The sequence below is a fragment of the Mesorhizobium sp. NZP2234 genome (genome assembly GCF_013170765.1).
In the GTDB taxonomy this organism is placed as follows: domain Bacteria; phylum Pseudomonadota; class Alphaproteobacteria; order Rhizobiales; family Rhizobiaceae; genus Mesorhizobium; species Mesorhizobium loti_D.
On sequence record NZ_CP033364.1, the window covers coordinates 4,932,342 to 4,956,646 of the forward strand.

Sequence of the window (24,305 nt, forward strand, 5' to 3'; positions counted from 1 at the left end):
GATGTGCTTATCTGATACGCGAATTTTTCCTGCCTGTGGCGCAAGGCAGCCCGCCAAGTCAAGCCCGCTTCGACCCGTGCCCAGACCCGAACCATGCGCCGAGTGCCTGTTCCGAAAGGGTTTTTGGCGATCACTCCTGATGAAAACCGCTCACGAATCGTTCGCTGGCTCTTCTTATTTTCGCCACAGGCGCTAGCTTTGCGTGACAATTATATGACAATCGCGTGACTTGGGTTGTCGCCGGGTGGGAAGTTAAAGTGGCAAAGAGTTCGAAACGCGCCGGTAAAGCCGCGCCTCAGTTCCTGGAAGACGATCCGTCCACCGGCTATCTGCCGGGCCGGAGATGGCCGGTTGTCCGTTACGGATTGATCAGCCTGGCGATCTCAACCATCCTGGTGTTCGCCATCGAATGGATCGTGCGCGGTGACTTTGCCGGCACCGTCTTCTTCTTCCTGCAGCCGCTCAAGCCGGGCTGGACGACCATCGTCGTGTTCGCGCTGATCCTGATCGGCCTCGACGCCGTGCTCGGCCGCAGCCACCAGAGCCTGATGATCGTCGCGCCATTGACGCTCTCGCTGGCCTTTGTCGGCCACCAGAAGTCGCACTATCTCGGCGATCCGCTCTACCCGACGGATTTCCTCTACGCCCGCCAGATCTTCGCCCTGTTGCCGCTCCTGGTGCGTGAACGGCCGATGACCGCGCTCGCCATGGTCGTCGGCATCGTCGCCGGCCTGTCGCTGCTCGTCTATGGCTGGCGGCAGTGGCGCCGCAAGGTTCCCGCGCTCAGCCACAAGGGTCGCCTTGCCCGGCTGACGCTGGCGGTGCCGCTGCTCGCCTTCTTCGTCTCGATCATGGACTATGCCACCTTCTCATGGACCAGGGATCGGCTGCAGATCATCCCGATCATGTGGGACCAGAAGGAAAACTACGCCTCCAACGGCTTTGCACTAGCCTTCGCGCTCAACGTGCCGATGGCCCATGTCTCGGCACCCCCGGGCTATACGGAAAAGGCGATCGCGGCGATCGACCGGCCGCAGATAACGGCCTCGGTGCCCGATGAAAGGCCAGACATCATTGTCGTCATGAGCGAATCCTTCTGGGATCCGACCAAGCTGCCCGGCGTCACCATCACACCGGATCCCATCCCCACCGTGCGGGCATTGCGTTCCGGTTCGATGTTCTCGCCTGAATTCGGCGGCATGACGGCAAATATCGAATTCGAGGCGCTGACCGGTTTTTCCAACGCTTTCCTGCCGGCCGGCAGCATCCCCTACCAGCAATATGTGCGCACGCCGACACCATCGATGGCGACCTTCCTGAAGAGCGAGGGCTACCGGGCGCGCGCCATCCATCCGGGCACCAACTGGTTCTGGAACCGTGGCGCGGTGTACGCCGATTTCGGCTTCAACGATTTCAAGTCGGAAGAGACGCTGCCGCCCATGGAAAAGCGCGGACCGCTGGCATCGGATGCGGCGATGACGGATGAGATCATCCGGGAAGCCGACGCAAGTGACGATCCGGTGTTCTTCTTCGCGGTCAGCCTGCAGAACCATGGCCCCTATGAACCGAACCGCTATTACAACCCGACCCACGCCGTGCAGGCGCCGATCAGCCAGTGGGCGCGCGATTCGCTGCTGAGCTATGCGGAGGGTTCCGCCGACGCGGACCACGGCCTTGAACGGCTGATCGAATGGGCCAAGAAGCGCGAGCGGCCGACGATTGTCGCCTTCTTCGGCGACCATCTGCCGCCACTGGGGCCCGTCTATGTCGAGACGGGCTTCCTGAAGGACAACGTCGCGCCACGCAAGGAACCGACACCGCAAGCCGCCCTTGACCATCACGAGACACCGCTGATCATCTGGTCGAACCGTTCCGGCCCGGTCGCGGACCTCGGCACGGTAAGCCCGGCATTCCTGCCCTATCATATCCTGACCGCGGCCGGCATCACCCATCCCTACTACACGGGCTTCCTGGGCGAGATGCGGGAGCGCTACCGCGTCGTCGACCGCAACCTGCTGCTGACCCCGGCCGGCGAGGCCACGCCCGATTGGTCGCGTCAAAAGGAGATCAACCCGGCAATCCGCGATTTCCGGCTCATCCAGTACGACATGATGTTCGGCAAGCGCCATGCCGCGCCCGACTTTTTCCCCGAGACGGTCGACAAGATCGTCGCCCATACAAGTTGAGGGGCGCACATCAGATAAGGCAGCCCTCTCGAGATCGAGCGCTCAGTTCGTGAGTTGTAGCTTCGAGAACTTGTTGGCGATCTGCTGAAAGACGTTCGGCAGCTTGGCCGGGTCGTTGACGGCGTAATAATCGCTCGGGTCGGAAGCGCAGGCGCTGTAAAGCGCCCGGTTGGCGGCGGTGTCCGACTGCAGCACCATCGTATAGATCTGCACACCCTCGTTCTTCAATTGCGTGCACACGCTCTTGGTCCAGGCGTCGACATTGCGGGCCGCCGTTGTCTGGTTGTCGGACCCGAAGCGGCCACCCGCCAGATATCCATAGGACGTGTAGTCGGACTTGGTCGGCTGATTGCTGGCGCCATAGACGACATTCTCGCCGTCGGTGAGCAGCATGACGATCTTGCTGACGCCCGGCGTCTTGAATGGCACCCCATCGGTATAGGGCGCGCCTGGTGAAAGCACCCGCATGCCCCACGACAGGCCCTCCGAGACATTGGTGCCGGAACCGTTCCATTCCGTCATCTGGCTCGCCGCCTTGCGCAATTTGACGAAGTCGTCGGTCAAGGGAACGATAGGGGTCGGGCAGGAGCGGTTCGGCCCAACGGTGATGGCGGTGCCGGTCTCGGTGACGAGCTTGTTCGTCGAGGCGACATATTTGGCGATTTTTTCCAGATCAGCGCCCAACGACGCGTCGATCGCACCTCCGAGCAGGCCGCTGAGGTCGATACCCAGCACATTGATGCCGGACTGCTTGAGTTTGTTCTTGTCTATGGTGTCGTCGAGGTAGGAATTGTTGTAGCCGGTCGCCGAGTTGCCATAGGAGCCGGACGGCTTGGTGGCAGGTGCTGGATCGTCGGGAGCGAAATAGGGCACGAACAGCGTGTCGGGCTTGTTCGGGTCCGGTGGCGTATCGGAAATGTTGTAGGTGCCGGGGCGAGCCTCGACGCAGCCTTTCCATCCGGTGTCGTTCCATCCGCCCTTCAGCCCCAGTTGCTTGAACAGCGCCATATGGGTCGGCCGCTTGCCGTCGATGACGGGGAAATTGATGCCGTTGGTGGAGGATTTCCCGTCCATGTCGATCCAGGACGGGTCGAACCCATCGCCATTGACGTTGACCGCCGTGACAAAGGGAACCAGCGAGGCACGCACCTGGCGCGTCGGCGATTTTGTCGCCTCCAGAGTGTCCAGCAGGGACTTGGTTGCCGCCCTCAATGCCGTCATGCGGGCACCCGCCATCGAGCCGGTATTGTCCAGCACCAGCACGACTTCGAGCTGATTGTTCGATTCGACAGCCGAGGCATTGACGACGATGTGTCTGTTCTGGCCGAACAGGAAGGCGAAGTTCAAATTGACGTCCGCCGAGGCAACCGCCTTTGTCTTGATGAAGTTGACGCCCCTGTCGACGGTCAGCGTCGCCTGCGCGTTGGCGAGTTCGCCATGCCCGACGACGTTGGCCTGAAAATAGCGATCGAAGGCGTCCGTGCGGGTCATGTCCAGATCGCCGAGATGAGAAGAGGCGAGATTTGCGGCGTCGAGCGCATTCTGCAGGTTGCTCTTGGCACGCATGATGGTCGACACATCAACCGCGAAGGCGACGGCCGACAGGATGGCCGGTAGACCGAGTCCCATCAGAAGTGCGAAATTGCCGCTCTTCGAGCGCCAGAATCTGTTGAGAAGCATCCTTACCCCCGGGAAATGCTCACCGCTTGGTCTGCGCGGATTGCCCGGGCTTTTGCACCTTCCATGATGAATCGACCGTTGACGGCGGGGCTCAACCCTGTGCAACCTGACATAGTGGTTAAAGGCTGGTTGCCAGAAAATCGCCAGGCGGTACCGACGCAGCACGTCATTTCCAGCGCCCTGCGACATCGGGAACGCCGCCTGCCCTTGCCTTATCGGTGGATTGCTGTATAGACGCCGCCAATCTGCCGGTCCCAGCTGGGGGCTGAACGGAGGGCCGGAGGTTTCATCAAAAGCCTTCGTGTGAAGCCAGAAGTGCTTCCGCCTCCCGTGTCTCCGCTCTCGACCGTCTCGTCATGCTCCTTTCTTCCCCGTGCCCTCCCAGGCTCCACGGGTCAGAGAAGTTGCAGAGGCTTTTGCCGCCGGGAACCGGGAGAGAAACGAAGAAAGGCACTGAACCATAATGGCTCTTTACGAACATGTGTTTCTTGCCCGGCAGGACCTCTCGCAGCAGCAGGTCGATGCGCTTGTCGAACAGTACAAGGGCGTCATCTCCGCGAATGGCGGGTCCGTCGGCCGGGTCGAGAACTGGGGACTGAAGTCCCTCACCTACCGGGTCAACAAGAACCGGAAGGCATACTACACGCTTATGGACCTCGACTGCCCGCCGGCAGCGCTCAACGAGATGGAGCGCCAGATGGGCCTGTCCGAGGACGTCCTGCGGTTCCTGACCATCAAGGTCGAGGCGCATGAGGAAGGTCCCTCGGCCATGATGCAGAAGCGCGAAGAGCGCTCCGAGCGCGGCAGCTTCGGCGACCGCGATCGCGGCCCGCGTTCGTTCGGCGACCGTGATCGCGGCGACCGTGGCGATCGTCCGCCGCGCAGCTTCGGCGGCGACGCCGGTGGTGATCGTGGTCCGCGCCGTCCGCGCGAAGGCTTTGAAGGGGGTGCAGAATAATGGTCGACATCAACCAGATCCCGACCCGGCGCCCGTTCCACCGTCGCCGCAAGACCTGCCCGTTCTCCGGCGCCAACGCGCCCAAGATCGACTACAAGGACGTGCGTCTCCTGCAGCGCTACATTTCCGAGCGCGGCAAGATCGTGCCGTCGCGCATCACCGCCGTGAGCCAGAAGAAGCAGCGTGAACTCGCCAAGGCGATCAAGCGCGCCCGTTTCCTCGGCCTGCTGCCCTACGTGGTCCGCTAAATCTCTCTCGAACGGGCGGTTCGCCGCCCGTTCCTTACGCCGGCCATGACGGGCATGACCGGTTCAGGCATCAAATCCCGAGTTGAGGCCAAGGCCTCTAACTGCCGCGACAGGCAGGACAGCGACACCGGCGGCAACGCCCCTTTTGCTTCCTGACCTGTTCCAGAGAATTCGGCGCCTGCCTTGTGGACGGACGCCCAAACAAAAGGAACAAAACCATGGAAGTCATTCTTCTCGAACGCGTTTCCCGCCTCGGCCAGATGGGCGATACCGTCAAGGTCAAGGACGGCTTTGCCCGTAATTTCCTGCTGCCGCAGGGCAAGGCGCTGCGCGCCAACGAAGCCAACAAGAAGAAGTTCGAAGGCCAGCGCGCCCAGCTCGAAGCCCGCAATCTCGAGCGCAAGTCGGAAGCCAGCCAAGTCGCCGAAAAGCTCGACGGCAAGAGCTTCATCGCCGTTCGCTCGGCCGGCGAGACCGGTCAGCTCTACGGTTCGGTGTCGACGCGCGACATCGCGGATCTGCTGACGGCGGAAGGCTTCACGGTCAACCGCAACCAGATCCAGCTCAACCAGCCGATCAAGACCATCGGTCTCACCAATGTGGCGATCGCGCTGCACCCGGAAGTCGAAGTCACCATCACGCTCAACATCGCCCGCACGGCCGATGAGGCCGAACGTCAGGCCAAGGGCGAGACGCTGACCACCGCCGAAGCCATTTATGGCGACGACATCAACGACAATGCGCGGCCGGAAAACTTCTTCGATCCGAACGCCGAGTTCGACGGCGGCGAGGACAACGCCTGATCGCCCACGACAGGCGAAGGAGCAGCGCTCCGATCACTTTGTCGTAATCCAGCCATTCTGGACCAATGCCCGGGCCTCTCGCCCGGGCATTTTTATACCAAATGGAACTTTTCGAACCCCTATATATTGTTGCAGAATTAAGGCAGCCGGTCTGACCGTGAGGGGACATTTGGTTATGAACATTCTGCTGAAGCGCGTTCTCGATCGCCTGGTTCGCACGGGCAATCTCAAGGTAACCGGACCCAAAGGCTTGACCGTCATCTTCGGCGACGGCAGCGGCGAGCCGGTGCACATGCACATCAAGACCCGGCACGCCGAACGGGCGATTACCTTCGACCCGATGCTGGCGGTGCCTGAAGCCTACATGGACGGTGAACTCGACATCCTCGAAGGCGGCGTGCTCGGCCTGATGCGCATTGCCTTCCAGAACATGGGCAGCGGCGGCATCGACGCGACATGGTCAAAAGCCATCGAGGGCCTGCGCCACGCCTTCCGCCGCCTGCAGCAGATCAACACCGCCTCGCGCTCGCGCCGCAACGTGCAGCGTCATTACGATCTGTCGGGCGACCTGTACCGGCTCTTCCTTGACGAGGACATGCAGTATTCCTGCGCCTATTTTGAGCAGCCGGACATGACGCTGGACGAGGCGCAGGCCGCCAAGAAGCGCCATATCGCCGCCAAGCTCAGGCTGAAAGCCGGCCAGACCGTGCTCGATATCGGCTCCGGCTGGGGCGGGCTCGGCCTCTATCTCGCCAAGGCCTTCGACGTCGACGTGCAGGGCGTGACGCTGTCGACCGAACAGCATGGCGTGGCCACCGACAGGGCGCATGCGCAAGGCCTGGAAAACCACGTCCATTTCGAGCTGAAGGACTATCGCGAACTCAACGAACGCTTCGACCGCATCGTTTCGGTCGGCATGTTCGAACATGTCGGCGTGAACCACTTCCGCACCTTCTTCGACAAGGCGGCAACGTTGCTGAAGCCCGATGGCGTCATGCTCCTGCACACGATCGGCCGCTCCGGCGTGCCGTGGGCCACCAGCGCCTTCATCCGCAAGTATATTTTCCCGGGCGGCTACATACCGGCTATGTCGGAGGTGCTGCCGGCGATCGAGAAGTCCGGCCTCGTGGTCACGGATGTCGAGATCCTGCGGCTCCATTATGCCGACACGCTGAAGCACTGGAGCCAGCGCTTCGCCGCCAATCGCGACAAGGCCAAGGCCATTTACGACGAACGCTTCTGCCGCATGTGGGAATTCTATCTGGCCGCTTCCGAAGCCGCCTTCCGCTGGCAGGACCTGGTCATCTTCCAGTTCCAGATCGCCAAGAAAAACGACACGCTGCCGGTGACCCGCGACTATATGGCAAAATGCGAAAAGGCACTGGAAATGCGCGACCTGGGCCGCCGCGAAGCGGCTCCTGCCGAGAAGCCCACCAAGCCCGCCCGGCGCCGCAAGGTGGCGGAGTAGAAACGCAACGTTGGTGCGCTTTCGCCATTGCCGCTTGCCATTCCCGGCCCCTGCCCTGAAAAAGGCCTCGTGATCGTCACGGGGCCCTTTTTCATGACCTATCTCCTTTATGCCGCCGCGGCAGTGGCCGAGATCGCTGGCTGTTTTTCGGTGTGGGCCTGGTGGCGGCTGGAAAAATCGCCACTGTGGCTGGCGCCGGGCTTCGTCTCGCTGCTCCTGTTCGCCTGGCTTCTGGCGCTGGTCGACACCAATGCCGCCGGCCGCGCCTATGCCGCTTATGGCGGCATCTACATCGTCGCCTCGCTTGGCTGGCTGTGGCTGGTGGAGGGCGTGCGGCCCGACCGCTGGGATCTTGGTGGTGCCGCGCTCTGCATAGCCGGCGCTTCGGTCATCCTGCTCGCACCGCGAGGAGCCTAGCGTGGAACTGCCGGCCCCTCTTCGACACGCCGTCGATCGCATCCTGGAAAAAATCCCGCTGCCGGACCTGAAGCAGGCGGCGAAAACACTCTCCGACCGCTACCGTGCAGAGCTGCGCGACGGCCGCCTGCACATGGCGCAGGACATGGCCGTCAAGGCCTATCTGGCGACGCGGCTGCCGGCGACCTATGCCGCGGTCCGCGCCAGCCTCGACACGCTGAACGCGGCCCGGCCGGATTTCACGCCGAAAACCCTGCTCGATGTCGGCGCCGGCCCTGGCACGGTGCTTTGGGCCACCAGCGCGCTCTGGCCCGATCTCGAACAGGCGGTTTTGCTGGAAGCGAGTGCGGCGGTGCGCAAGGTCGGCGAGGCGCTCGCCGCCGATGCCATCGCAGCCCGAACCGTCTGGCAGGCTGGCGACGTCACAACAGACCTGGCGGACCTTCGGCCGGCGGACCTCGTCACCTGCGCCTATGTGCTGGACGAGATCGTGCCGGCATCACTGCCCAAATTGGTCGACCGGCTATGGCAGTTGACGACGGACACGCTGCTGATCATCGAGCCGGGCACGCCTGCGGGCTGGCAGCGCATTCTGGCGGTGCGCGCACAACTGATCGCCGCCGGTGCGCATGTGCTGGCGCCTTGTCCGCATGAGATGCCCTGCCCGCTCAGCCCGCCCGACTGGTGCCATTTTTCGCGCCGCGTCGCCCGCTCGCGCCTGCACCGGCTGGCCAAGGACGCCGATGTGCCGTGGGAAGACGAGAAATTCATCCTTGTCGCCGCTTCGCGCCAACCGGCCGCCTCCCATGCCGCCCGGGTCCTCGCACCGCCGAAATCCGGATCTGGCAAGGTTCTGCTCAAGCTTTGCCGGGAAGACGGCACGGCCGCGGAGCAACTGTTCACCAAGCGTGACGGCGCGGACTTCAAGCTGGCCCGGCGGCTGGACTGGGGCGACAGGCTGGAACCAGGCGGCACGTGAACGGCCGATTGTTCTTGCTTCGTTCCAATAGCGCGCGTAAGAATCGTTGCTTGCCGAGTCAACCGGAATCGGGACACAGGAACACTGTCCTGTGGACGGTTTTCCGTTCCTGTGAACAACGGGCATCAAGGTTGGTTGGTCGTGCGGTGATGCAGAAAGGTCAGCACGGTTTCATCTCGTTCTGATATCGAGAAGCCGGGATCGAAATCGGGGATATCATGGCAGAGGCAGCACGAAAATTCGGCGTGGCGGAGCAGCAACCGCTTTATCGCGAGGCGCCGAACAACATCGAGGCGGAGCAGGCGCTGCTCGGCGCGATACTCGTCAACAACGATGCCTTCTACCGCGTCTCGGACTTCCTGAAGCCGGGCCATTTCTACGAACCCCTGCACCGCCGGATTTTCGAGATCGCGGCTGAGCTCATCCGCATGGGCAAGGTGGCGACCCCGATCACGCTGAAGACCTTCCTGCCGGCCGACGAGAAGGTCGGCGACATGACGGTAGCGCAATATGTGGTGCGGCTGGCGGTCGAAGCCGTCACCGTCGTCAACGCCACCGACTATGGCCGCGCCATCTATGACCTGGCGACGCGCCGCGCGCTGATCACCGTCGGCGAGGACATGGTCAACATCGCCTATGACGCGCCGGTCGACATGTCGCCTTCCGAGCAGATCGAGGACGCCGAGCGCCGCCTGTTCGAACTGGCCGAAACCGGACGCTACGATGGCGGCTTCGAGAGCTTCACCGACGCGGTCAAGACGGCCGTGGACATGGCCAATGCGGCCTATATGCGCGACGGACACCTGTCGGGCCTCGCCACCGGCATGCGCGATCTCGACCGCCGCATGGGCGGCCTGCAATCGTCGGATCTGATCGTGCTTGCCGGCCGCCCCGGCATGGGCAAGACGTCGCTCGCCACCAACATCGCCTTCAACGTCGCCGAGGCCTATGTGCCGGCGCAGCAGGCAGACGGATCGTTCAAGGCGGCCAATGGCGGCGTCGTCGGCTTCTTCTCGCTCGAAATGTCGTCCGAGCAGCTCGCAACCCGTATCATCTCCGAGCAGACGGAAATCTCGTCCTCAAAAATCCGCCGCGGCGAAATTACCGAAATGGATTTCGAAAAGCTGGTTGCCTGTTCGCAGACCATGCAGAAGATCCCGCTTTTCATCGACCAGACCGGCGGTATCTCGATTGCGCAGCTGTCCGCCCGCGCGCGTCGCCTGAAGCGCCAGCGCGGTCTCGACCTGATCGTCATCGACTATATCCAGCTGATGCAGGGCTCGAGCGCCAGGGCCTCGCAGAACCGCGTGCAGGAAATCACCGAGATCACGACGGGCCTGAAGGCGCTGGCCAAGGAGCTGGCCGTGCCGATCATCGCGCTGTCGCAGCTGTCGCGTCAGGTCGAAAGCCGCGACGACAAGCGCCCGCAACTCTCCGACTTGCGTGAATCCGGCTCGATCGAGCAGGACGCCGACGTCGTGATGTTCGTCTACCGCGAGGAGTATTACCTCAAGAACCGTGAGCCGAAGCTCGGCACGGAGGAATACGTCAAGTGGGAAAACGAGATGAACGAGATGCGCGGCAAGGCCGAGGTCATCGTCGCCAAGCAGCGCCACGGCCCGACGGGCTCGGTGACGCTCGCCTTCCACGGCGAATTCACCCGCTTCTCCGATCTGGCGGAAGAGCATCATATCGCGGAGAGGTTTGAGTAGCTTTTTGACCTACCGACCCGCTCCGTTCCAACTCGCGGCAGCCTGATGGCCAAATCGCGCGTCCAGTTCATCTGCCAGAACTGCGGATCGGTGCATCAGCGCTGGGCCGGCAAATGCGATGCCTGCGGCGAGTGGAACACGCTGGTCGAGGAAGGCACGTCCGGCGGCATCGGTTCGGGGCCGGCCAACACGCGCAACGCCCGCAAGGGCCGCGCGGTGGTGCTGACCACGCTCTCAGGCGATATCGAGGATGCGCCGCGCATCATATCGGGCATCGGCGAGCTCGACCGCGCCACCGGCGGCGGCTTCGTGCGCGGTTCCGCGCTTCTGGTCGGCGGCGATCCGGGCATCGGCAAGTCGACGCTGCTCACCCAGGCCGCCGCCGCGCTGGCATCAAAGGGTCACCGCATCGTCTATGTCTCGGGCGAAGAAGCCGTCGCGCAGATCAGGCTGCGCGCGCAACGCCTCGGCGTTGCCTCGGCGCCGGTCGAGCTCGCGGCGGAAACCAATGTCGAGGATATCCTCGCCACGATCGCCGACGGCAAGCGGCCGGATCTGGTTATTCTCGATTCGATCCAGACGCTGTGGACCGACCTTGCCGATTCGGCGCCGGGCACGGTCACCCAGGTGCGCGCCGCCGCCCAGGCGATGATCCGCTATGCGAAATCCACGGGGGCGGCGATCGTCCTGGTCGGCCATGTCACCAAGGAAGGCCAGATCGCCGGGCCGCGCGTGGTCGAGCACATGGTCGACGGCGTGCTCTATTTCGAGGGCGAGGGCGGCCACCACTACCGCATCCTGCGCACGGTGAAGAACCGTTTCGGACCGACCGACGAGATCGGCGTCTTCGAAATGTCGGACAAGGGGTTGCGCGAGGTCTCCAACCCATCGGAACTGTTCCTGGGCGAGCGGCATGCGAAATCGCCTGGCGCGGCCGTTTTCGCCGGCATGGAAGGCACAAGGCCGGTTCTGGTCGAGATCCAGGCGCTGGTGGCGCCCTCCTCCCTTGGCACGCCGCGCCGGGCGGTGGTCGGCTGGGACGGCGCGCGACTTTCGATGGTGCTGGCTGTGCTGGAGGCGCATTGCGGCGTTCGCTTCGGCACCCATGACGTCTACCTCAATGTCGCCGGCGGCTACCGCATCAGCGAGCCGGCGGCCGATCTCGCGGTCGCGGCCGCACTGGTTTCCTCGCTCACCGGCCTTGCCCTTCCCGCCGATTGCGTCTATTTCGGCGAAATCAGCCTTTCAGGCGCTGTGAGGCCGGTTGCGCATGCGCAACAGCGCCTCAAGGAAGCTGAAAAGCTGGGTTTTGGTAGCGCGGTTCTGCCCTTGGGCAGCGAGGAACTTGCCGGAGGGATCGGGGCCGGCGCTTTCCAGCCGACCGAGCTTGCCGACCTCGTGGCGCGCATAGCCGGCTCACGGCGCAGCCGCGTCGACGATGAAGAATAACGCGGCTCGTCGAGCCGTGAAAAAGAGATCGGAGTGGGGCGAAAGACATGCCGATTACGCTGCTTGACGGAATCCTGGTCGGCTTCACCCTGGTCTCGGCGATGCTCGCCATGGTTCGCGGCTTCTCGCGCGAGGTCCTGTCCGTCGTCTCGTGGGCGGCGGCGGCGGCGGCGGCTTTCTTCTTCTACAAGCCGGTCCTGCCTTACCTCAAGCCCTACATCGACAATGAGAAGATCGCCATGGCGGCCTCCGCCGGCGTTGTCTTCATCATCGCGCTGATCGTCGTCTCGGTCATCACCATGAAGCTTGCCGACTGGATCATCGATTCGCGGATCGGCGCCCTCGACCGCACGCTTGGCTTCCTCTACGGCGCCGCGCGCGGCATCCTGGTCGTCGCCGTCGCGCTGCTGTTCTTCAACTGGCTGGCTGGCGCCAAGGCACCGGCCTGGGTGACGGAGGCCAAGTCGCGGCCGCTGCTGGAGCAGATCGGCGCCAAGCTTGAAAGCCTGCTGCCCGAGGATCCGGAAAACGCCATCCTGAAGAAGCTCAATCCGAATCAGCCCGCCGCCGAGACGCCGGCCGCTCCGGACGCACCGGCGGCGGACGCCCCTGCCGGCGGCGACGACGCCAATGCACCGGCTCCCGACGACAATGATGCCGGCCCGGCGGACAACACGGCCAAGCCAGCAGCGCCTGCAAACTGACGCACCTGGACTGACGATGGTGTGAACGACTGCACGGCGCGCGTTGCTTTCGGCGCGAACCCGCACTATATGGCGATTTTAGCGGAGCTTAAGATGGCAGACGCAGACGACGTGCTTTCCGCCGAGGCCGACGACCATTTCCATGACGAATGCGGGGTGTTCGGCATTTTCGGCCGACAGGACGCAGCGGCCATCGTCACGCTCGGACTGCATGCGCTGCAGCATCGCGGCCAGGAAGCGGCCGGCATCGTTTCCTATGATGGCAGCCAATTCCATGTTGAACGCCATGTCGGCCTGATCGGCGACACTTTCACCAAGCAGCGCGTCATCGACAGCCTGCAAGGCAACCGTGCGATCGGCCACACGCGCTACGCCACGACCGGCGGCGCCGGCATGCGCAACATCCAGCCCTTCTTCGCCGAGCTCGCCGATGGCGGCTTTGCCGTCGCGCATAACGGCAATCTCACCAACGCCATGACGGTGCAGCGCGCGCTGCAGAAGCAGGGCGCGATCTTCTCGTCCACATCCGACACCGAGACGCTTTTGCACCTGGTTGCGACCAGCAAGGAGCGCGACCTCAACTCGCGTTTCATCGACGCCGTTCGTCAGGTCGAAGGCGCCTTCTCGCTGGTGGCGATGACGGCCAAGAAGATGATCGGCTGCCGCGATCCGCTCGGTATCCGCCCGCTGGTGCTCGGCGATCTCGACGGTGCCTGGATCCTCGCCTCCGAAACCTGCGCGCTGGACATTATCGGCGCACGCTTCGTGCGCGACCTGAAGCCCGGCGAGATGGTCGTCGTCACCTCCAAGGGCATCGAGAGCCTGTTCCCGTTCGAGCCGCAGAAGACCCGCTTCTGCATCTTCGAATATGTCTATTTCGCCCGCCCGGATTCCTCGGTCGAGGGACGCAACGTCTACGAAGTGCGCAAGCGCATCGGCGCCGAGCTGGCGCAGGAGAACCCGGTCGAGGCCGACATCGTCGTGCCGGTGCCGGATTCGGGTACGCCGGCGGCGATCGGCTTCAGCCAGGCTGCAGGCATTCCGTTCGAGCTCGGTATCATCCGCAACCACTATGTCGGCCGTACCTTCATCCAGCCGGGCGATTCGATCCGCCACATGGGCGTCAAGCTCAAGCACAATGCCAACCGCCGCATGATCGAGGGCAAGCGCGTGGTGCTGGTCGACGATTCGATCGTGCGCGGCACCACCAGCCAGAAGATCGTGCAGATGGTGCGCGACGCCGGCGCCAGGGAAGTGCATATGCGCATCGCCTCGCCGCCGACCAGCGCCTCCTGCTTCTATGGCGTCGACACGCCGGAGAAGTCGAAGCTTCTGGCGTCGCGCATGTCGGTGGAAGAGATGGCCGAATTCATCCGCGTCGATTCACTCGGCTTCCTCTCGATAAACGGGCTCTACCGTGCCGTCGGCGAGGCCAGCCGAAACGACGAACAGCCGCAGTTCTGCGACGCCTGCTTCACCGGCCAGTATCCGACCCGCTTGCTCGACTTCGAAGGCCACGACAATGTACGCACGCTGTCGCTGCTGGCGAACAGCGGGGCGTAGGCCAGACCTTACGGAATTCTCGCATGACCCTCGACCTTACCGGCCGCGTCGCGGTCGTCACCGGCGCCTCGCGCGGCATCGGCTATTTCATCGCCAGGGAATTGGCCGCCGCCGGCGCGCATGTGATCGCGGTTGCGCGCACCGTCGGCGGTCTCGAGGAACTCGACGACCAGATCAAGGCGGCCGGTGGCCAAGCGACGCTGGTGCCTCTCGATCTCGCCGACATGGCCGGTATCGACCGGCTGGGCGGCGCCATCCATGAGCGCTGGGGCAAGCTCGACATTCTCGTCGCCAATGCCGGCGTGCTCGGCGTCATCTCGCCGATCGGCCATGTCGAGGCCAAGACCTTCGAGAAGGTGATGACGATCAACGTCACCTCGACCTGGCGGCTGATCCGTTCGGTCGACCCGCTGCTCAGGCTTTCGGATGCCGGCCGGGCCATCATCCTGTCGTCCAACGCGGCGCATTCGGCGCGCGCCTTCTGGGCGCCCTACGCGGCATCGAAGGCGGCGGTCGAGACCATGATGCGCTCCTGGGCGCATGAGACGCAAAGCCTGCCGTTGCGGGTCAATGCCGCCGACCCCGGCGCCACCCGTACCGCCATGCGAGCCCAGGCCGTGCCCGGCGAGGATCCGGAGACGCTGCCGCACCCCTCGGAGATCGCCAAGCGCATCGTGCCGTTGGCCAGCCCCGAACTCAAAGAAACCGGGCTGATCTTCCAGGCCAAGCACAACCACTTCGTCTCCTACCGGCAGCCTGAATGACCGCACCCCTTCGGCTTGAAGGATCCCAAAGGGATTAAAAGGGCCTCCGGCTACGTTCTCCTGACGTAGGACATTCGAAACCGGAGGACCGACATGCGCAGACTTCTTCTCATTGCCACCACCGCCTTTGTGGCCGCTCTCGGCACGACAGGAGGCGTGGCCGTCTCCCAAGATGCCAAGATGAGTTTCTTTGTCACCAGTGTCGGCTCCGGCAAGGGTGCCGATCTTGGCGGCTTGAAGGGCGCCGACGCGCATTGCGCTTCGCTGGCTGAAGCCGCCGGCGTCACCGGAAAGACCTGGCATGCCTATCTGTCGACCAGCGCCGAGGATGCACGCGACCGTATCGGCAAGGGGCCTTGGTTCAACGCCAAGGGCGAGAAAATCGCCGACGATGTCGCCTCCTTGCATGGCGACGCCAACGGCATCACCAAGCAGACAGCGCTGAACGAAAAGGGCGAAGTGGTCAACGGCCGCGGCGACACGCCGAACAGGCATGACATGCTGACCGGATCGAAACCCGACGGCACCAGGATTGCCGACCAGACCTGTGGCGACTGGACGATGAGCGGCGCCGAAGGGGCCGCCATGATGGGTCATCACGACCGCACCGGCCTTGACGATTCGGCGGCGGCGAAGTCGTGGAATTCCTCGCACGCCTCGCGTGGTGGCTGCAGCCAGGAGGCGTTGAAAGGCACCGGCGGCGACGGCCTGTTCTATTGTTTTGCGACCGACTGAGCGCCGCCCGCAACAACGTAACTGGTTTGGCGGCCCGCCGATCGATCACGCGGCTGTGATCTGAAGGAGAAAGGCTGCCCCGCGGTCATGCTTTCGTCATTTCCGAGGAGTTGTTAGGATCGGAACGACTCCCACAACAAGCGCCCCGCTGGGCAGAACAAGGAAATCCCCATGGCTACAACCGCAGCGTTGGTCTGGTATCTGGTAATCGCCGGCCCGCAGGGCGGCATGGTGGTGCTGCCCAGCACCTTCGACAAGCGTGAGCAGTGCACCGCCGCCATCACCGAGTATCAGAAGCAGCCGACACCAACCGGCTGGTCCGTGCAGTGCGTGCCGAGCGCCTCGCCCTTCACCGACGAGGGTGATGCCGAAGCGCCGGCTGCGCAGTAAATATCGGAAATCACAAGGCCCGCGGCCGCTGTCGCGGGCCTTGTGATTTCAGCGCCGGGCGCTCACCGTCAGCTCCGGTTTCTGGTTGATGGTCTGGAACACCACGCAGTAGCGCTCCGTCAGCTTCAGCAGCGAGTCGATGCGCTCCTGGGGTTCATCCGTGTCGAGACCGAAATTGAGCCGGATGGCACGAAAACCGACCGGCGCGTCCTTGGCGACACCCAGCGTGCCGCGAAAATCAAGATCGCCCTCGGCCTCCACCGTGGCGGCGCCGAGCTTGAACTCAAGCGCTGTCGCCACCGCCTTCAGCGTCACGCCGGCACAGGCCACCAAGGCCTCAAGCAGCATGTCGCCGGAACAGAGCTCGAGCCCTGAGCCGCCTGTCGCCGGATGCAGGCCGGCGATTGCCAGCGCCCTGCCCGTCTCCACCTTGCAGGCCACCGACTGGTCGTCGATCGACCCCTTCGCTCTCAATGTGATCAACGCCTGCGAGGCGTCGTCGCGATAGGCCTGTTTCAAGGGCGCCTGTTTGGCCTTCAGTTCGATTGCATCCATTTGCGTTGCCTCTTTCGCTTTGCGGCCAGCGAGTAGCATGGCTTTGTAAGATATAAGTGCCGATCGCGGCCCGGAAGCAAGACCGCCAGATCCTGCCCCAACGCAAGCCCAGGGCTGGCGCAGCGCTGTGCCAACTTTCGACCGTATAGCTTGGCAAGATGGGCCGACTCCCCGGCCATCATGTTGATCCACGAAATTTCTGTTGCTTCCTGTAACACTGGTCCGCGCCTATGGCCGATGTCGCCATTCTCGAAACACGCGAAAGGGTTCTCGCCGGAATCCTGCTGACCGGTGCCGCCTATCTCTTGTTTTCGACGCAGGACGCCTCGATCAAGCTGCTGGTGACCGGGATGACGGTCTGGCAGATCATGTTCTTCCGCAGCATCACCATTCTGAGCGCCTGTGCCGCGATCGGCGGGCGGCAGCTGTTTGCCGACACGCTACGCTCGCCGATCGTGCGGCCGATGCTGGTGCGCAGCGCCTTCACGCTGGCCGCCTGGCTTTGCTACTACAACGCTGCCCGCAGCCTGCAGCTTGCAGAACTGACCACCGTCTATTACGCGGCGCCGATCATCGTCACCGTGCTTTCGGTGTTCCTGCTCGGCGAAAAAGTGCCTGTTCTGCGCTGGCTGGCGGTCTTGATTGGTTTTGTCGGTGTCTTCGTCGCTTGCGATCCCACCCATCTCGGCCTGTCGGTTCCGGTGCTGCTGGTGCTGGCGGCGGCACTTTTGTGGGCCATCGCCATCGTGCTCCTGCGCAAGACCGCGCTTGCCGAGCGCTCGATGATCCAGCTCCTCCTCAATAATTTCTATTTCCTGGTGTTTTCTGCGGTACCGGCGCTGTTGTGGTGGCATACGCCCGATATGACCGAGTTGCTGCTTCTCGCCAGTGTCGGCGCGCTCGGTGGCCTGGCGCAATATCTTCTCTTCGAAGGCATGAAGCGCACGCCGGCATCGATCCTCGCGCCTCTCGAATACAGCTCGCTGCTGTGGGCGTTCGCGCTCGGCTTTGCGATCTGGGGCGACCTGCCGCGCCGCGAAGTGTTTCTCGGCGCCGCTCTGATCGTCGCCGCCGGGCTGCTGATCGTCGGCGGCGAACATTTCCGCAAGCGGCTGTGATGTTCGTCATTGGTGACAGTACGATGTCAGGACCGGAGGGCGTAGGCTATCGGCATGACTGATGCGACAGCTCCTGCTGATACGGTCGCAGAGCGGACATTGGGTATTATCCTGGTTTCGTGTTCGGCGGCTGTCTTTGCTCTGACGGGCGTGTTGACAAAATCGATCCATGCCGACCCGCTGACCATCATCTGCTGGCGCGGTTTTGTCGGCTCGATCCTGATCACGCTCTATGTGTTGTGGCGACGACGCCGATCCGGCGGGCGCGAGAGCCTGCGGCTTGGCTGGCGCGGCTGGCTGCTGGCGGTGGAAGGGGCGCTGGCGAGCATTGCCTTCATTTCGGCGTTCAAATTCACATACGTCGCCAATGTCGCGGTCATCTATGCCACCGCACCTTTCGTGACCGCGCTTCTGGCCTGGGTTCTGACGCGCGAACCTTTCCGGATGCAGACGATGGTCGCCGCCGCCGTCTCGCTTTGCGGAGTGGCGATCATGGTCTGGTCCGGTTTCGGCACCGGCCACCTCTTCGGCGATGGGCTGGCGCTGCTGATGACAATAGGCAGCGGTCTTTACATGATCATGGTGCGTGCCTTCCGCGACACGCCGGTGGTCTGGGCCGGTGCGGTATCGGCATTTCTGCTGTTCGTACTCGGCTGGTTTGTCACCGACCCGCTGGCGGTTTCATCCAGGGATGTCGCGCTGCTCGTCACTTTCGGTGCGTCCTTCGCGCTGTCGTCGATCCTCTGGACGGAGGGGGCGCGGCTTATCCCCGCGGCCGAATCCGGGCTGCTCGGCTCGGCCGAGGTGCCGTTCGCGATCCTGTTTGCCTTCCTGTTTCTTGGCGAGATCGCGCCAGAAGCCAGCATGATCGGCGGCGCCATCGTGCTGTGCGCGGTCTTCGCCCATGCCGGCCGGGACTGGCTGTCGGCCCGCTCCCAACGCTCGGCGTCAAATATTTCTTGAAAAAGTGACACAGTCACGGAACCATCATCGGACTCGGACATTATTGATGCGACGGGCCACCCCCCAAGTCCCCCCAAACCCTCGGCCTGTTCCAAGCCGACCGTAAGGTCGGCTTTTCTTTTGCTAATAGGCCCGACCGTAAGGTCGGTTTTTTCTTTTCTACACTTTGTCGATGAGATTCGAGCCCTCTCGAATCAATCAAGCGATCCGGCCAGAGCCAGATTATCGCCGAGCAGTGTCGCCAGATCGCCCGCGGGAGTATCGGCCCCGGCGCGCAACCGGATCGCGAATTCCGCCATCGGAACCTGCGGCAGGCCAAGCTCGCGCGGCGCCTCGACGATTCCGGAATGAGCAAAGCGCGCGGTGCGCAGCGTCAGTGCGACGCCGGCGTTAACGGCGGTGCGCAGCCCAGCCAAGCTGGCACTTCCAGCAGCGATCCGATAATTGCGGCCGGCGGCATCGAGCGCCGCCAGTGCGGCCTCGCGAAAACCGCAATGGGGATCGAGCAGCGCCAGCGGCAGTTCTTCTTGCCGCGGGGCCAGCCCCTTGTGTGAACACAGCCATATCATCGGTTCGCGCAGTACGCCGACCTCATCCGGTGCCGGCGTCTGGCGCATGACGATCGCAAGATCCAGGCTGCCGGACTGCAGGGCCTGCCCCAGTTCAGCGGAGCGGCCAACGCGCAACTCGATCCTGACGCGCGGATGGCTGGTGGCGAAGGCACGCAAAAGGTCCGGCAATCCGCTATCGGCGAAATCCTGTGTCGTGCCGATGGCGACACGCCCGGCGGCCCGCGCGCCCTTCATCGCCAACCACGCCTCGCGATGAACGGCAAGAATGCGCCTGGCATGACCGACGAGATCCTCGCCGGCCGGCGTCAGCCCACGACCCCGCCCCTGCGGCGCCAGAAGCGGCTCGCCGACGACCTCCTCAAGCCGCTGCATCTGCGCCGTCACCGCCGAGGGCGAGCGGCCGACACTCGACGCCGCCCGCGCAAGCAAGCCGCTGTCGACGAAAGCGAGGAAGGTTTTGAGCAGGTCCGGGTCCAGCGCTTCCATAATTCGACAATATCGAATCTTTTATTGAAAACAATTCGATTTTTTTGATTCAAGGATGGTGACATGGTCTCTCCAACGGCGATCAGACGCCGCTCAAACCAGGAGAAGAAAATGCCCATCATCAACATCAGCCTCACCGGCAGACCAGACGCCGCTTTATCGGCCAGGGTTGCCGGGGAAATAACCGAGATCACCGCCAAGCAGTTGCGCAAGGATCCGACCATCACAGCTGTTGCCGTATCCTATATCGATCCGCAGCATTGGTTCGCCGGTGGCAAGTCGCTGGCCGAGCATGGCTCCAACACGTTCTGGCTGGATATCAAGGTTGTCGACGGCACCAACACCAAGCTCGAGCTGGAAGCCTATCTCAAGGCTCTCTTCGATGCGTTCGACCGTCTGCTGGGTGGTGTGCATGAGGAAAGCTATGCCTTCGTGCATGAAGTACCTGCCGCTGCCTATGGCTATGGCGGCAAGACCCAGGAGTTCCGATTCATCAGCGGGCGGTTGAAGGCGGCATGACGGTCTTGTCCTTCTCCCTTTGGAGGGAGAAGGACAGCCCCTCTTCCACATTGACCTCACGCCCACTTCCGCTACCCTCTGCCCCGAAGCGGCCGCGGAAGAGCCGCGATAACAAAACTTGTTGGGAGAGACGCGGCATGATCCTGACACTAGCGCTGCTTGCGGGTCTTGTTGCTGCCTGGCTGCTGATCGGCGTGGTGGAAAAATTCCGCCTCGGCCTGCGCTTCACCCAGGCGCTGCTCTATGTGCCGTTCAAGCTCGCCTACCGGATCAGCGACAACCGCATCAAGATCGCTCGCAAGGCGCAGGTGCCGGTAATCTACGTGATCTCGCACCAGTCGCGTTTCGAGCCGCCGCTGATGCTGTCGCTGCTGCCCGACGACACGCTGCATATACTCGACGAGGTCTCGGCACGCTCGCCCTGGCTCGAGCCTTGGCGCGAACTGGGCCGCACCATTGCCTTCAATGCTGAGCACGTCTTCGTCAGCCGCCGCCTGGTGCGCGTGCTGAAGGGCAAGGGCCGGCTCGCCGTCTATCTGCCGGATGCGGTCGAGCCTGACGTCAAGACGTTTCGCCTGTTTCGCGCCGTCACCCGCATCGCCATGCAGGCCGACGCCCGCATCGTCCCGATCTTCGTCGCCGGCGCACGCAGCCTGCCTGTGTCGCTGACGCCTGCGGACAAGGCGCCACGGCACTGGTTTCCGCAACTGTCGATCAGCGTTCTGGAGCCGATGACGATCGCCGAACTTGTGGCGCGCAACCCGGACCAGGCCTCGAACACCAATGCGCTGTTCGACCGCGTCGCCGAGGCCAGGCTTTTTGGCACCGACCTCGATCGCGGCCTGTTCCTGGCCATGCGCGATGCGGCGGCAAGAGTCGGCGCCTCGCATCCGGTCATCGAGGATGTCATTTCGGGCGCGCTAAGCTATCGCAAGATGTTCATCGGCGCGCGCGTATTGGGCAGGCGCTTCGAGGCGGCGACGGCACCGGGCGAGGCAGTGGGGATAATGCTGCCCAACGCCAATGGCATCGTGCTGTCGTTGGTCGGCCTTCTCTCGGGCGGACGAGTCGCGGCGATGATCAACTACACGGCCGGGCCGGCAAGCGTCACCGCCGCCGTGCGCACGGCCGTCATCCGCACCGTCATTTCGTCGCGCACCTTCGTCGACAAGGCCGATCTTGCCGATATCGTCGCCGCGGCCGAGAAGGGCGGCGCCAGGCTGCTGTGGCTGGAAGACCTGAGGGAAAGCGTCACCGCCCTGGACAAGCTCTCCGCCGCTCTGCTCTGGCGCCTGCCGCTGCAACGGCAGGATGCGGCCAAGCCGGGGGTGATCCTGTTCACCTCGGGCTCGGAAGGGACGCCGAAAGCGGTTGTTCTGTCGCAAAAGAACCTTCTCGCCAACGCCATGCAGGCCGAAGCGCGCATCACCATTTCGCCGGCCGACATCCTGCTCAACGTACTGCCGGTGTTCCACTCCTTCGGCCTGACGGGCGGCACCATATTGCCGCTGGTGACCGGGGTAAGACTGTTCCTCTACCCCTCGCCTCTCCACTACAAGATCATCCCCGAGATCGCGCGCAAGGTGAAACCGACGATCATGTTCGGCACGGATACATTCCTCGCCAACTATGCGCGCACCGCCAAGGACGGCGACTTCTCCAGCCTGCGCTTCGTCGTCGCCGGTGCCGAGGCGGTGAAGCCGGAAACCCGCCGCGTCTACCGCGAGCGCTTCCAGGCCGAAATCATCGAGGGCTTCGGGCTGACAGAGGCCGCACCGGTCGTTGCCGTCAACACCGCGATCCATGGCCGCGACGGTACGGTCGGGCGGCTGTTACCGGCCATGCGCATGAGGCTGGAGCCGGTCGAGGGTATAACCGACGCCGGCCAGTTGTGGCTCGACGGACCAAACCTCATGATGGGCTACATGACAGCGGACCGTCCCGGCGAGCTGCAGACTCTGACCGGCTGGCACGACACCGGCGATATCGTCGCCGTCGACCGCGAAGGCTTCATCAGCATTCGCGGCCGCGCCAAGCGTTTCGCCAAGATAGCCGGCGAGATGGTGTCGCTGGGCGCGGTCGAGATGCTGGTGCAGTCACTGTGGCCGGAAGAGCGCCACGCGGCGGTCGCTGTGCCGGACAAGAAGCGTGGTGAGCGCATCGTGCTGGTTACCACCGCCGACGATGCCAATCCCGAAGAACTGCGCCAGTTTGGCAAAAAGGCCGGGGCAGCCGAACTGATGGTGCCGAACGACATCGTCAAGGTGGAGGAAATTCCGGTGCTCGGTTCCGGCAAGACCGACTATGTGTCGACCAGGAAGCTGGCAATCGACAGGCTGGGATTGAGTGCTGCGGCGTAGCGTTGCCCGCTAGATCCTGTCGCCGCGGAACAAGTCGGCGATCGCCCGCAGGATTCACATCTTCCCTCCCCCAGAGACCTCTGAAAACGATCGCGCCACGGAATTGACAAAAATGGTGAGTGATTATTCACTCACCATTTTTAATTGATGCTCCCAACCCGGAAAGGAGAGCTGTATGGCGAAGATCCTTGTCACCGGAGGGACCGGTCACCTCGGTCGCGATCTCGTGCCGGCGTTGTCCAATGGCGGGCATACAGTCAGATTGCTCGCCAGGAAGCCGACGAACGATCCTTCCCTTGAGTGGGCGCCGGGCGATCTGGCAACCGGCGAAGGCATCGACAGCGCTCTTGATGGTGTCGACACCGTGATCCATGCCGCCACCCTTTCGCCCATCGCCAAGCGCGGCATGAGGCCGGTCGACTTGTGGTTCAGCCCGACAAGCGTCGATGTCGAGGGCACCCGGCTCCTGCTTGCAGCATCGCTGCGCGCCAATGTCGGCCACTTCATCTTCGTGTCGATCGTTGGCCTGGAATTCAGCGGCCTGCCCTATGCCAAGGCGAAATTGGCTGGCGAACGGCTGGTGCGGGATTCCTCGCTTCCCTGGTCAATCATTCGCGCGGCGCCATTCTATTATCTTTTGGAACAGATGCTCGGTGGGCTGAAATGGCTGCCTATCTGGCCGTTGCCGAATTCGCTCTCAAATCCCGTCGATACGCGTGACGTGGCCCGCTATCTGGTGGAGGCGGTGAATGACGGGAAGCGCGGGGTTCGCCCTGAGATCGGCGGGCCCGATATGATGCCCTTCTCAAGTTTCGCTCGGCAATACCGCGATGCCCTCGGGCTCCGGCGCCTCATCCTGCCAACGCCGGTCAGCCGCAGGATGAGCTTCAAAATGGGTTTGGTCGAAACCAGCGAGCGGTTCGGGGAAAGGACCTGGAGGTCGTGGCTTTGCGAACAACACAGGCACGCCGGAGTCGATCCGCATTGCAATACCGCAGGCTAGAGCCATTTGCGATTTTACGCTCAGTGTTACTCTCCCTTGAGAGTCCTCCACCGCAGCCATGGAGCCGGCATCCGCCATGAAACCGCCATCGACCGGACGGGAACGCATTCTGCGTGAAGCCATCCACCTGTTTGCCGAGCGCGGCTACGATCGGACCAGCGTTCCCGATATTCAGGAGGCGGCAGGCCTGTCGCGCGGTTCCGGCGCGCTCTACAAGCACTTCCCTTCGAAGGAGGACCTGCTCGCCACCGCGATCGAGCAGTTTGTCGGCACCGCACGGGAAGGCCGTGCCGAACTTGGCGAGACGACGCTTTCCATCGACGAAAGTTCGCGGCGGCTTGTGGAGAGCATGCTTGAAAAGCTCGGCGCCAACCGCGATATGCTCCGGATTCTTTGGCGCGACCTGGAGCATTTTCCTGAACTGAAGGCGTCCGCGCGTGGCGAAATCATGCAAAGCACCTACCTTGCCGTCGCCGCATGGCTGCGGGAGCGCCAGGACCAGGGCGAACTGCGCCCGCATGACAGCGAGGCTGTCGCCGCTGTCATCGTCGGCAGCGTCGCCATGTTCCGCGTCTTCGAGGTGATTTGGGGCGAGCGTTCGATCGACATCAGCGATGAACGCTTTGCTTCGGCGTGGGCCGACCTGTTGCTTTGCGGCTTGCGCCTTTAGCGC

23 protein-coding genes are annotated in these 24,305 nt (G+C 63.3%); 20 read left to right on the forward strand and 3 right to left on the reverse strand.

Annotated features, from left to right (window positions below):
- Positions 1–257: 257 nt before the first annotated feature.
- On the forward strand, positions 258–2,186 hold the full coding sequence (locus EB230_RS24475) for an LTA synthase family protein (RefSeq protein ID WP_056563253.1): 1,929 nt from the start codon (positions 258–260) through the stop codon (positions 2,184–2,186).
- A 42-nt stretch (positions 2,187–2,228) separates the two neighbouring features.
- Here EB230_RS24475 and EB230_RS24480 read toward each other — a convergent pair whose 3' ends face one another.
- The gene (locus EB230_RS24480; RefSeq protein WP_172374103.1) at positions 2,229–3,866 is read right to left on the reverse strand and encodes a pilus assembly protein; all 1,638 of its coding nucleotides are present in this window, start codon (positions 3,864–3,866) and stop codon (positions 2,229–2,231) included.
- A 463-nt stretch (positions 3,867–4,329) separates the two neighbouring features.
- On the opposite strand from EB230_RS24480, the gene rpsF reads away from it, so the two are divergent.
- The 13 genes from rpsF (at position 4,330) to EB230_RS24545 (ending at position 16,056) form a co-directional block, all read left to right on the forward strand.
- A complete protein-coding gene (rpsF, locus tag EB230_RS24485; protein ID WP_056563259.1) occupies positions 4,330–4,824 on the forward strand; it encodes a 30S ribosomal protein S6 in 495 nt (164 codons plus the stop codon).
- Positions 4,824–5,072 carry a 30S ribosomal protein S18 gene (gene rpsR / locus EB230_RS24490; protein ID WP_006203718.1) on the forward strand — a complete coding sequence of 83 codons (249 nt, stop codon included), beginning with the start codon at positions 4,824–4,826 and terminating at the stop codon, positions 5,070–5,072. Before rpsF ends, rpsR begins: the two co-directional genes overlap by 1 nt.
- 218 nt (positions 5,073–5,290) lie before the next feature.
- Positions 5,291–5,875, forward strand: coding sequence for a 50S ribosomal protein L9 (gene rplI / locus EB230_RS24495; protein WP_056563263.1), 585 nt, complete (start codon positions 5,291–5,293; stop codon positions 5,873–5,875).
- A gap of 175 nt (positions 5,876–6,050) precedes the next feature.
- On the forward strand, positions 6,051–7,343 hold the full coding sequence (locus EB230_RS24500) for a cyclopropane-fatty-acyl-phospholipid synthase family protein (RefSeq protein ID WP_056563266.1): 1,293 nt from the start codon (positions 6,051–6,053) through the stop codon (positions 7,341–7,343).
- A gap of 93 nt (positions 7,344–7,436) precedes the next feature.
- A complete protein-coding gene (locus EB230_RS24505) occupies positions 7,437–7,760 on the forward strand; it encodes a YnfA family protein (protein ID WP_056565549.1) in 324 nt (107 codons plus the stop codon).
- A 1-nt stretch (position 7,761) separates the two neighbouring features.
- A complete protein-coding gene (locus EB230_RS24510) occupies positions 7,762–8,739 on the forward strand; it encodes a small ribosomal subunit Rsm22 family protein (RefSeq protein ID WP_056563268.1) in 978 nt (325 codons plus the stop codon).
- Positions 8,740–8,957: 218 nt separating this feature from the next.
- Positions 8,958–10,451, forward strand: coding sequence for a replicative DNA helicase (locus EB230_RS24515; RefSeq protein WP_056563270.1), 1,494 nt, complete (start codon positions 8,958–8,960; stop codon positions 10,449–10,451).
- Between the two features lie 45 nt (positions 10,452–10,496).
- The gene (radA, locus tag EB230_RS24520) at positions 10,497–11,900 is read left to right on the forward strand and encodes a DNA repair protein RadA (RefSeq protein WP_056563272.1); all 1,404 of its coding nucleotides are present in this window, start codon (positions 10,497–10,499) and stop codon (positions 11,898–11,900) included.
- 47 nt (positions 11,901–11,947) lie between these two features.
- On the forward strand, positions 11,948–12,604 hold the full coding sequence (locus tag EB230_RS24525) for a CvpA family protein (protein ID WP_056563275.1): 657 nt from the start codon (positions 11,948–11,950) through the stop codon (positions 12,602–12,604).
- Positions 12,605–12,697: 93 nt separating this feature from the next.
- Positions 12,698–14,167: an amidophosphoribosyltransferase gene (gene purF / locus EB230_RS24530; RefSeq protein WP_019857255.1), complete on the forward strand. Its 1,470-nt coding sequence runs from the start codon at positions 12,698–12,700 to the stop codon at positions 14,165–14,167.
- Between the two features lie 23 nt (positions 14,168–14,190).
- Complete coding sequence (locus tag EB230_RS24535; RefSeq protein WP_172374104.1) at positions 14,191–14,931, forward strand: SDR family NAD(P)-dependent oxidoreductase; 741 nt, start codon at positions 14,191–14,193, stop codon at positions 14,929–14,931.
- A gap of 93 nt (positions 14,932–15,024) precedes the next feature.
- The gene (locus EB230_RS24540) at positions 15,025–15,666 is read left to right on the forward strand and encodes a hypothetical protein (RefSeq protein ID WP_172374105.1); all 642 of its coding nucleotides are present in this window, start codon (positions 15,025–15,027) and stop codon (positions 15,664–15,666) included.
- 171 nt (positions 15,667–15,837) lie between these two features.
- A complete protein-coding gene (locus EB230_RS24545; protein WP_056563285.1) occupies positions 15,838–16,056 on the forward strand; it encodes a hypothetical protein in 219 nt (72 codons plus the stop codon).
- Positions 16,057–16,104: 48 nt separating this feature from the next.
- Here the strand turns inward: EB230_RS24545 and EB230_RS24550 are convergent, their stop codons facing one another.
- Entirely contained in the window at positions 16,105–16,611 is a 507-nt protein-coding gene (locus EB230_RS24550) for an OsmC family protein (protein WP_056565552.1), read from the reverse strand.
- A 230-nt stretch (positions 16,612–16,841) separates the two neighbouring features.
- Between EB230_RS24550 and EB230_RS24555 the strand changes: the two genes are divergently transcribed.
- Positions 16,842–17,729 carry a DMT family transporter gene (locus EB230_RS24555; protein WP_056563288.1) on the forward strand — a complete coding sequence of 296 codons (888 nt, stop codon included), beginning with the start codon at positions 16,842–16,844 and terminating at the stop codon, positions 17,727–17,729.
- Positions 17,730–17,783: 54 nt separating this feature from the next.
- On the forward strand, positions 17,784–18,692 hold the full coding sequence (locus EB230_RS24560) for a DMT family transporter (protein ID WP_056563291.1): 909 nt from the start codon (positions 17,784–17,786) through the stop codon (positions 18,690–18,692).
- A gap of 194 nt (positions 18,693–18,886) precedes the next feature.
- Here the strand turns inward: EB230_RS24560 and EB230_RS24565 are convergent, their stop codons facing one another.
- Positions 18,887–19,750: a LysR substrate-binding domain-containing protein gene (locus EB230_RS24565; protein WP_172374106.1), complete on the reverse strand. Its 864-nt coding sequence runs from the start codon at positions 19,748–19,750 to the stop codon at positions 18,887–18,889.
- Between the two features lie 111 nt (positions 19,751–19,861).
- Here EB230_RS24565 and EB230_RS24570 point away from each other — a divergent pair, with 111 nt between their 5' ends.
- From EB230_RS24570 to EB230_RS24585, 4 genes are all read left to right on the forward strand, one after another.
- On the forward strand, positions 19,862–20,269 hold the full coding sequence (locus EB230_RS24570) for a 4-oxalocrotonate tautomerase family protein (protein ID WP_172374107.1): 408 nt from the start codon (positions 19,862–19,864) through the stop codon (positions 20,267–20,269).
- Positions 20,270–20,406: 137 nt separating this feature from the next.
- A complete protein-coding gene (locus EB230_RS24575) occupies positions 20,407–22,629 on the forward strand; it encodes an AMP-binding protein (protein WP_172374108.1) in 2,223 nt (740 codons plus the stop codon).
- Positions 22,630–22,804: 175 nt separating this feature from the next.
- Positions 22,805–23,632: an NAD(P)H-binding protein gene (locus EB230_RS24580; RefSeq protein WP_056563301.1), complete on the forward strand. Its 828-nt coding sequence runs from the start codon at positions 22,805–22,807 to the stop codon at positions 23,630–23,632.
- 76 nt (positions 23,633–23,708) lie between these two features.
- Positions 23,709–24,302: a TetR/AcrR family transcriptional regulator gene (locus EB230_RS24585; RefSeq protein WP_172374109.1), complete on the forward strand. Its 594-nt coding sequence runs from the start codon at positions 23,709–23,711 to the stop codon at positions 24,300–24,302.
- The last annotated feature ends 3 nt before the right edge of the window (positions 24,303–24,305 follow it).

Bases quoted from the DNA above. Each gene is read 5' to 3' on its own strand.
- EB230_RS24545 (WP_056563285.1), top strand. From the start codon at position 15,838: ATGGCTACAACCGCAGCGTTGGTCTGGTATCTGGTAATCGCCGGCCCG.
- EB230_RS24570 (WP_172374107.1), top strand. From the start codon at position 19,862: ATGCCCATCATCAACATCAGCCTCACCGGCAGACCAGACGCCGCTTTA.
- EB230_RS24515 (WP_056563270.1), top strand. From the start codon at position 8,958: ATGGCAGAGGCAGCACGAAAATTCGGCGTGGCGGAGCAGCAACCGCTT.
- purF (WP_019857255.1), top strand. From the start codon at position 12,698: ATGGCAGACGCAGACGACGTGCTTTCCGCCGAGGCCGACGACCATTTC.
- rpsF (WP_056563259.1), top strand. From the start codon at position 4,330: ATGGCTCTTTACGAACATGTGTTTCTTGCCCGGCAGGACCTCTCGCAG.
- EB230_RS24505 (WP_056565549.1), top strand. From the start codon at position 7,437: ATGACCTATCTCCTTTATGCCGCCGCGGCAGTGGCCGAGATCGCTGGC.
- EB230_RS24575 (WP_172374108.1), top strand. From the start codon at position 20,407: ATGATCCTGACACTAGCGCTGCTTGCGGGTCTTGTTGCTGCCTGGCTG.
- rplI (WP_056563263.1), top strand. From the start codon at position 5,291: ATGGAAGTCATTCTTCTCGAACGCGTTTCCCGCCTCGGCCAGATGGGC.
- EB230_RS24480 (WP_172374103.1), bottom strand. From the start codon at position 3,866: ATGCTTCTCAACAGATTCTGGCGCTCGAAGAGCGGCAATTTCGCACTT.
- EB230_RS24580 (WP_056563301.1), top strand. From the start codon at position 22,805: ATGGCGAAGATCCTTGTCACCGGAGGGACCGGTCACCTCGGTCGCGAT.
- EB230_RS24500 (WP_056563266.1), top strand. From the start codon at position 6,051: ATGAACATTCTGCTGAAGCGCGTTCTCGATCGCCTGGTTCGCACGGGC.
- radA (WP_056563272.1), top strand. From the start codon at position 10,497: ATGGCCAAATCGCGCGTCCAGTTCATCTGCCAGAACTGCGGATCGGTG.
- EB230_RS24525 (WP_056563275.1), top strand. From the start codon at position 11,948: ATGCCGATTACGCTGCTTGACGGAATCCTGGTCGGCTTCACCCTGGTC.
- EB230_RS24565 (WP_172374106.1), bottom strand. From the start codon at position 19,750: ATGGAAGCGCTGGACCCGGACCTGCTCAAAACCTTCCTCGCTTTCGTC.
- EB230_RS24550 (WP_056565552.1), bottom strand. From the start codon at position 16,611: ATGGATGCAATCGAACTGAAGGCCAAACAGGCGCCCTTGAAACAGGCC.
- EB230_RS24585 (WP_172374109.1), top strand. From the start codon at position 23,709: ATGAAACCGCCATCGACCGGACGGGAACGCATTCTGCGTGAAGCCATC.
- EB230_RS24560 (WP_056563291.1), top strand. From the start codon at position 17,784: ATGACTGATGCGACAGCTCCTGCTGATACGGTCGCAGAGCGGACATTG.
- EB230_RS24535 (WP_172374104.1), top strand. From the start codon at position 14,191: ATGACCCTCGACCTTACCGGCCGCGTCGCGGTCGTCACCGGCGCCTCG.
- EB230_RS24555 (WP_056563288.1), top strand. From the start codon at position 16,842: ATGGCCGATGTCGCCATTCTCGAAACACGCGAAAGGGTTCTCGCCGGA.
- EB230_RS24540 (WP_172374105.1), top strand. From the start codon at position 15,025: ATGCGCAGACTTCTTCTCATTGCCACCACCGCCTTTGTGGCCGCTCTC.
- rpsR (WP_006203718.1), top strand. From the start codon at position 4,824: ATGGTCGACATCAACCAGATCCCGACCCGGCGCCCGTTCCACCGTCGC.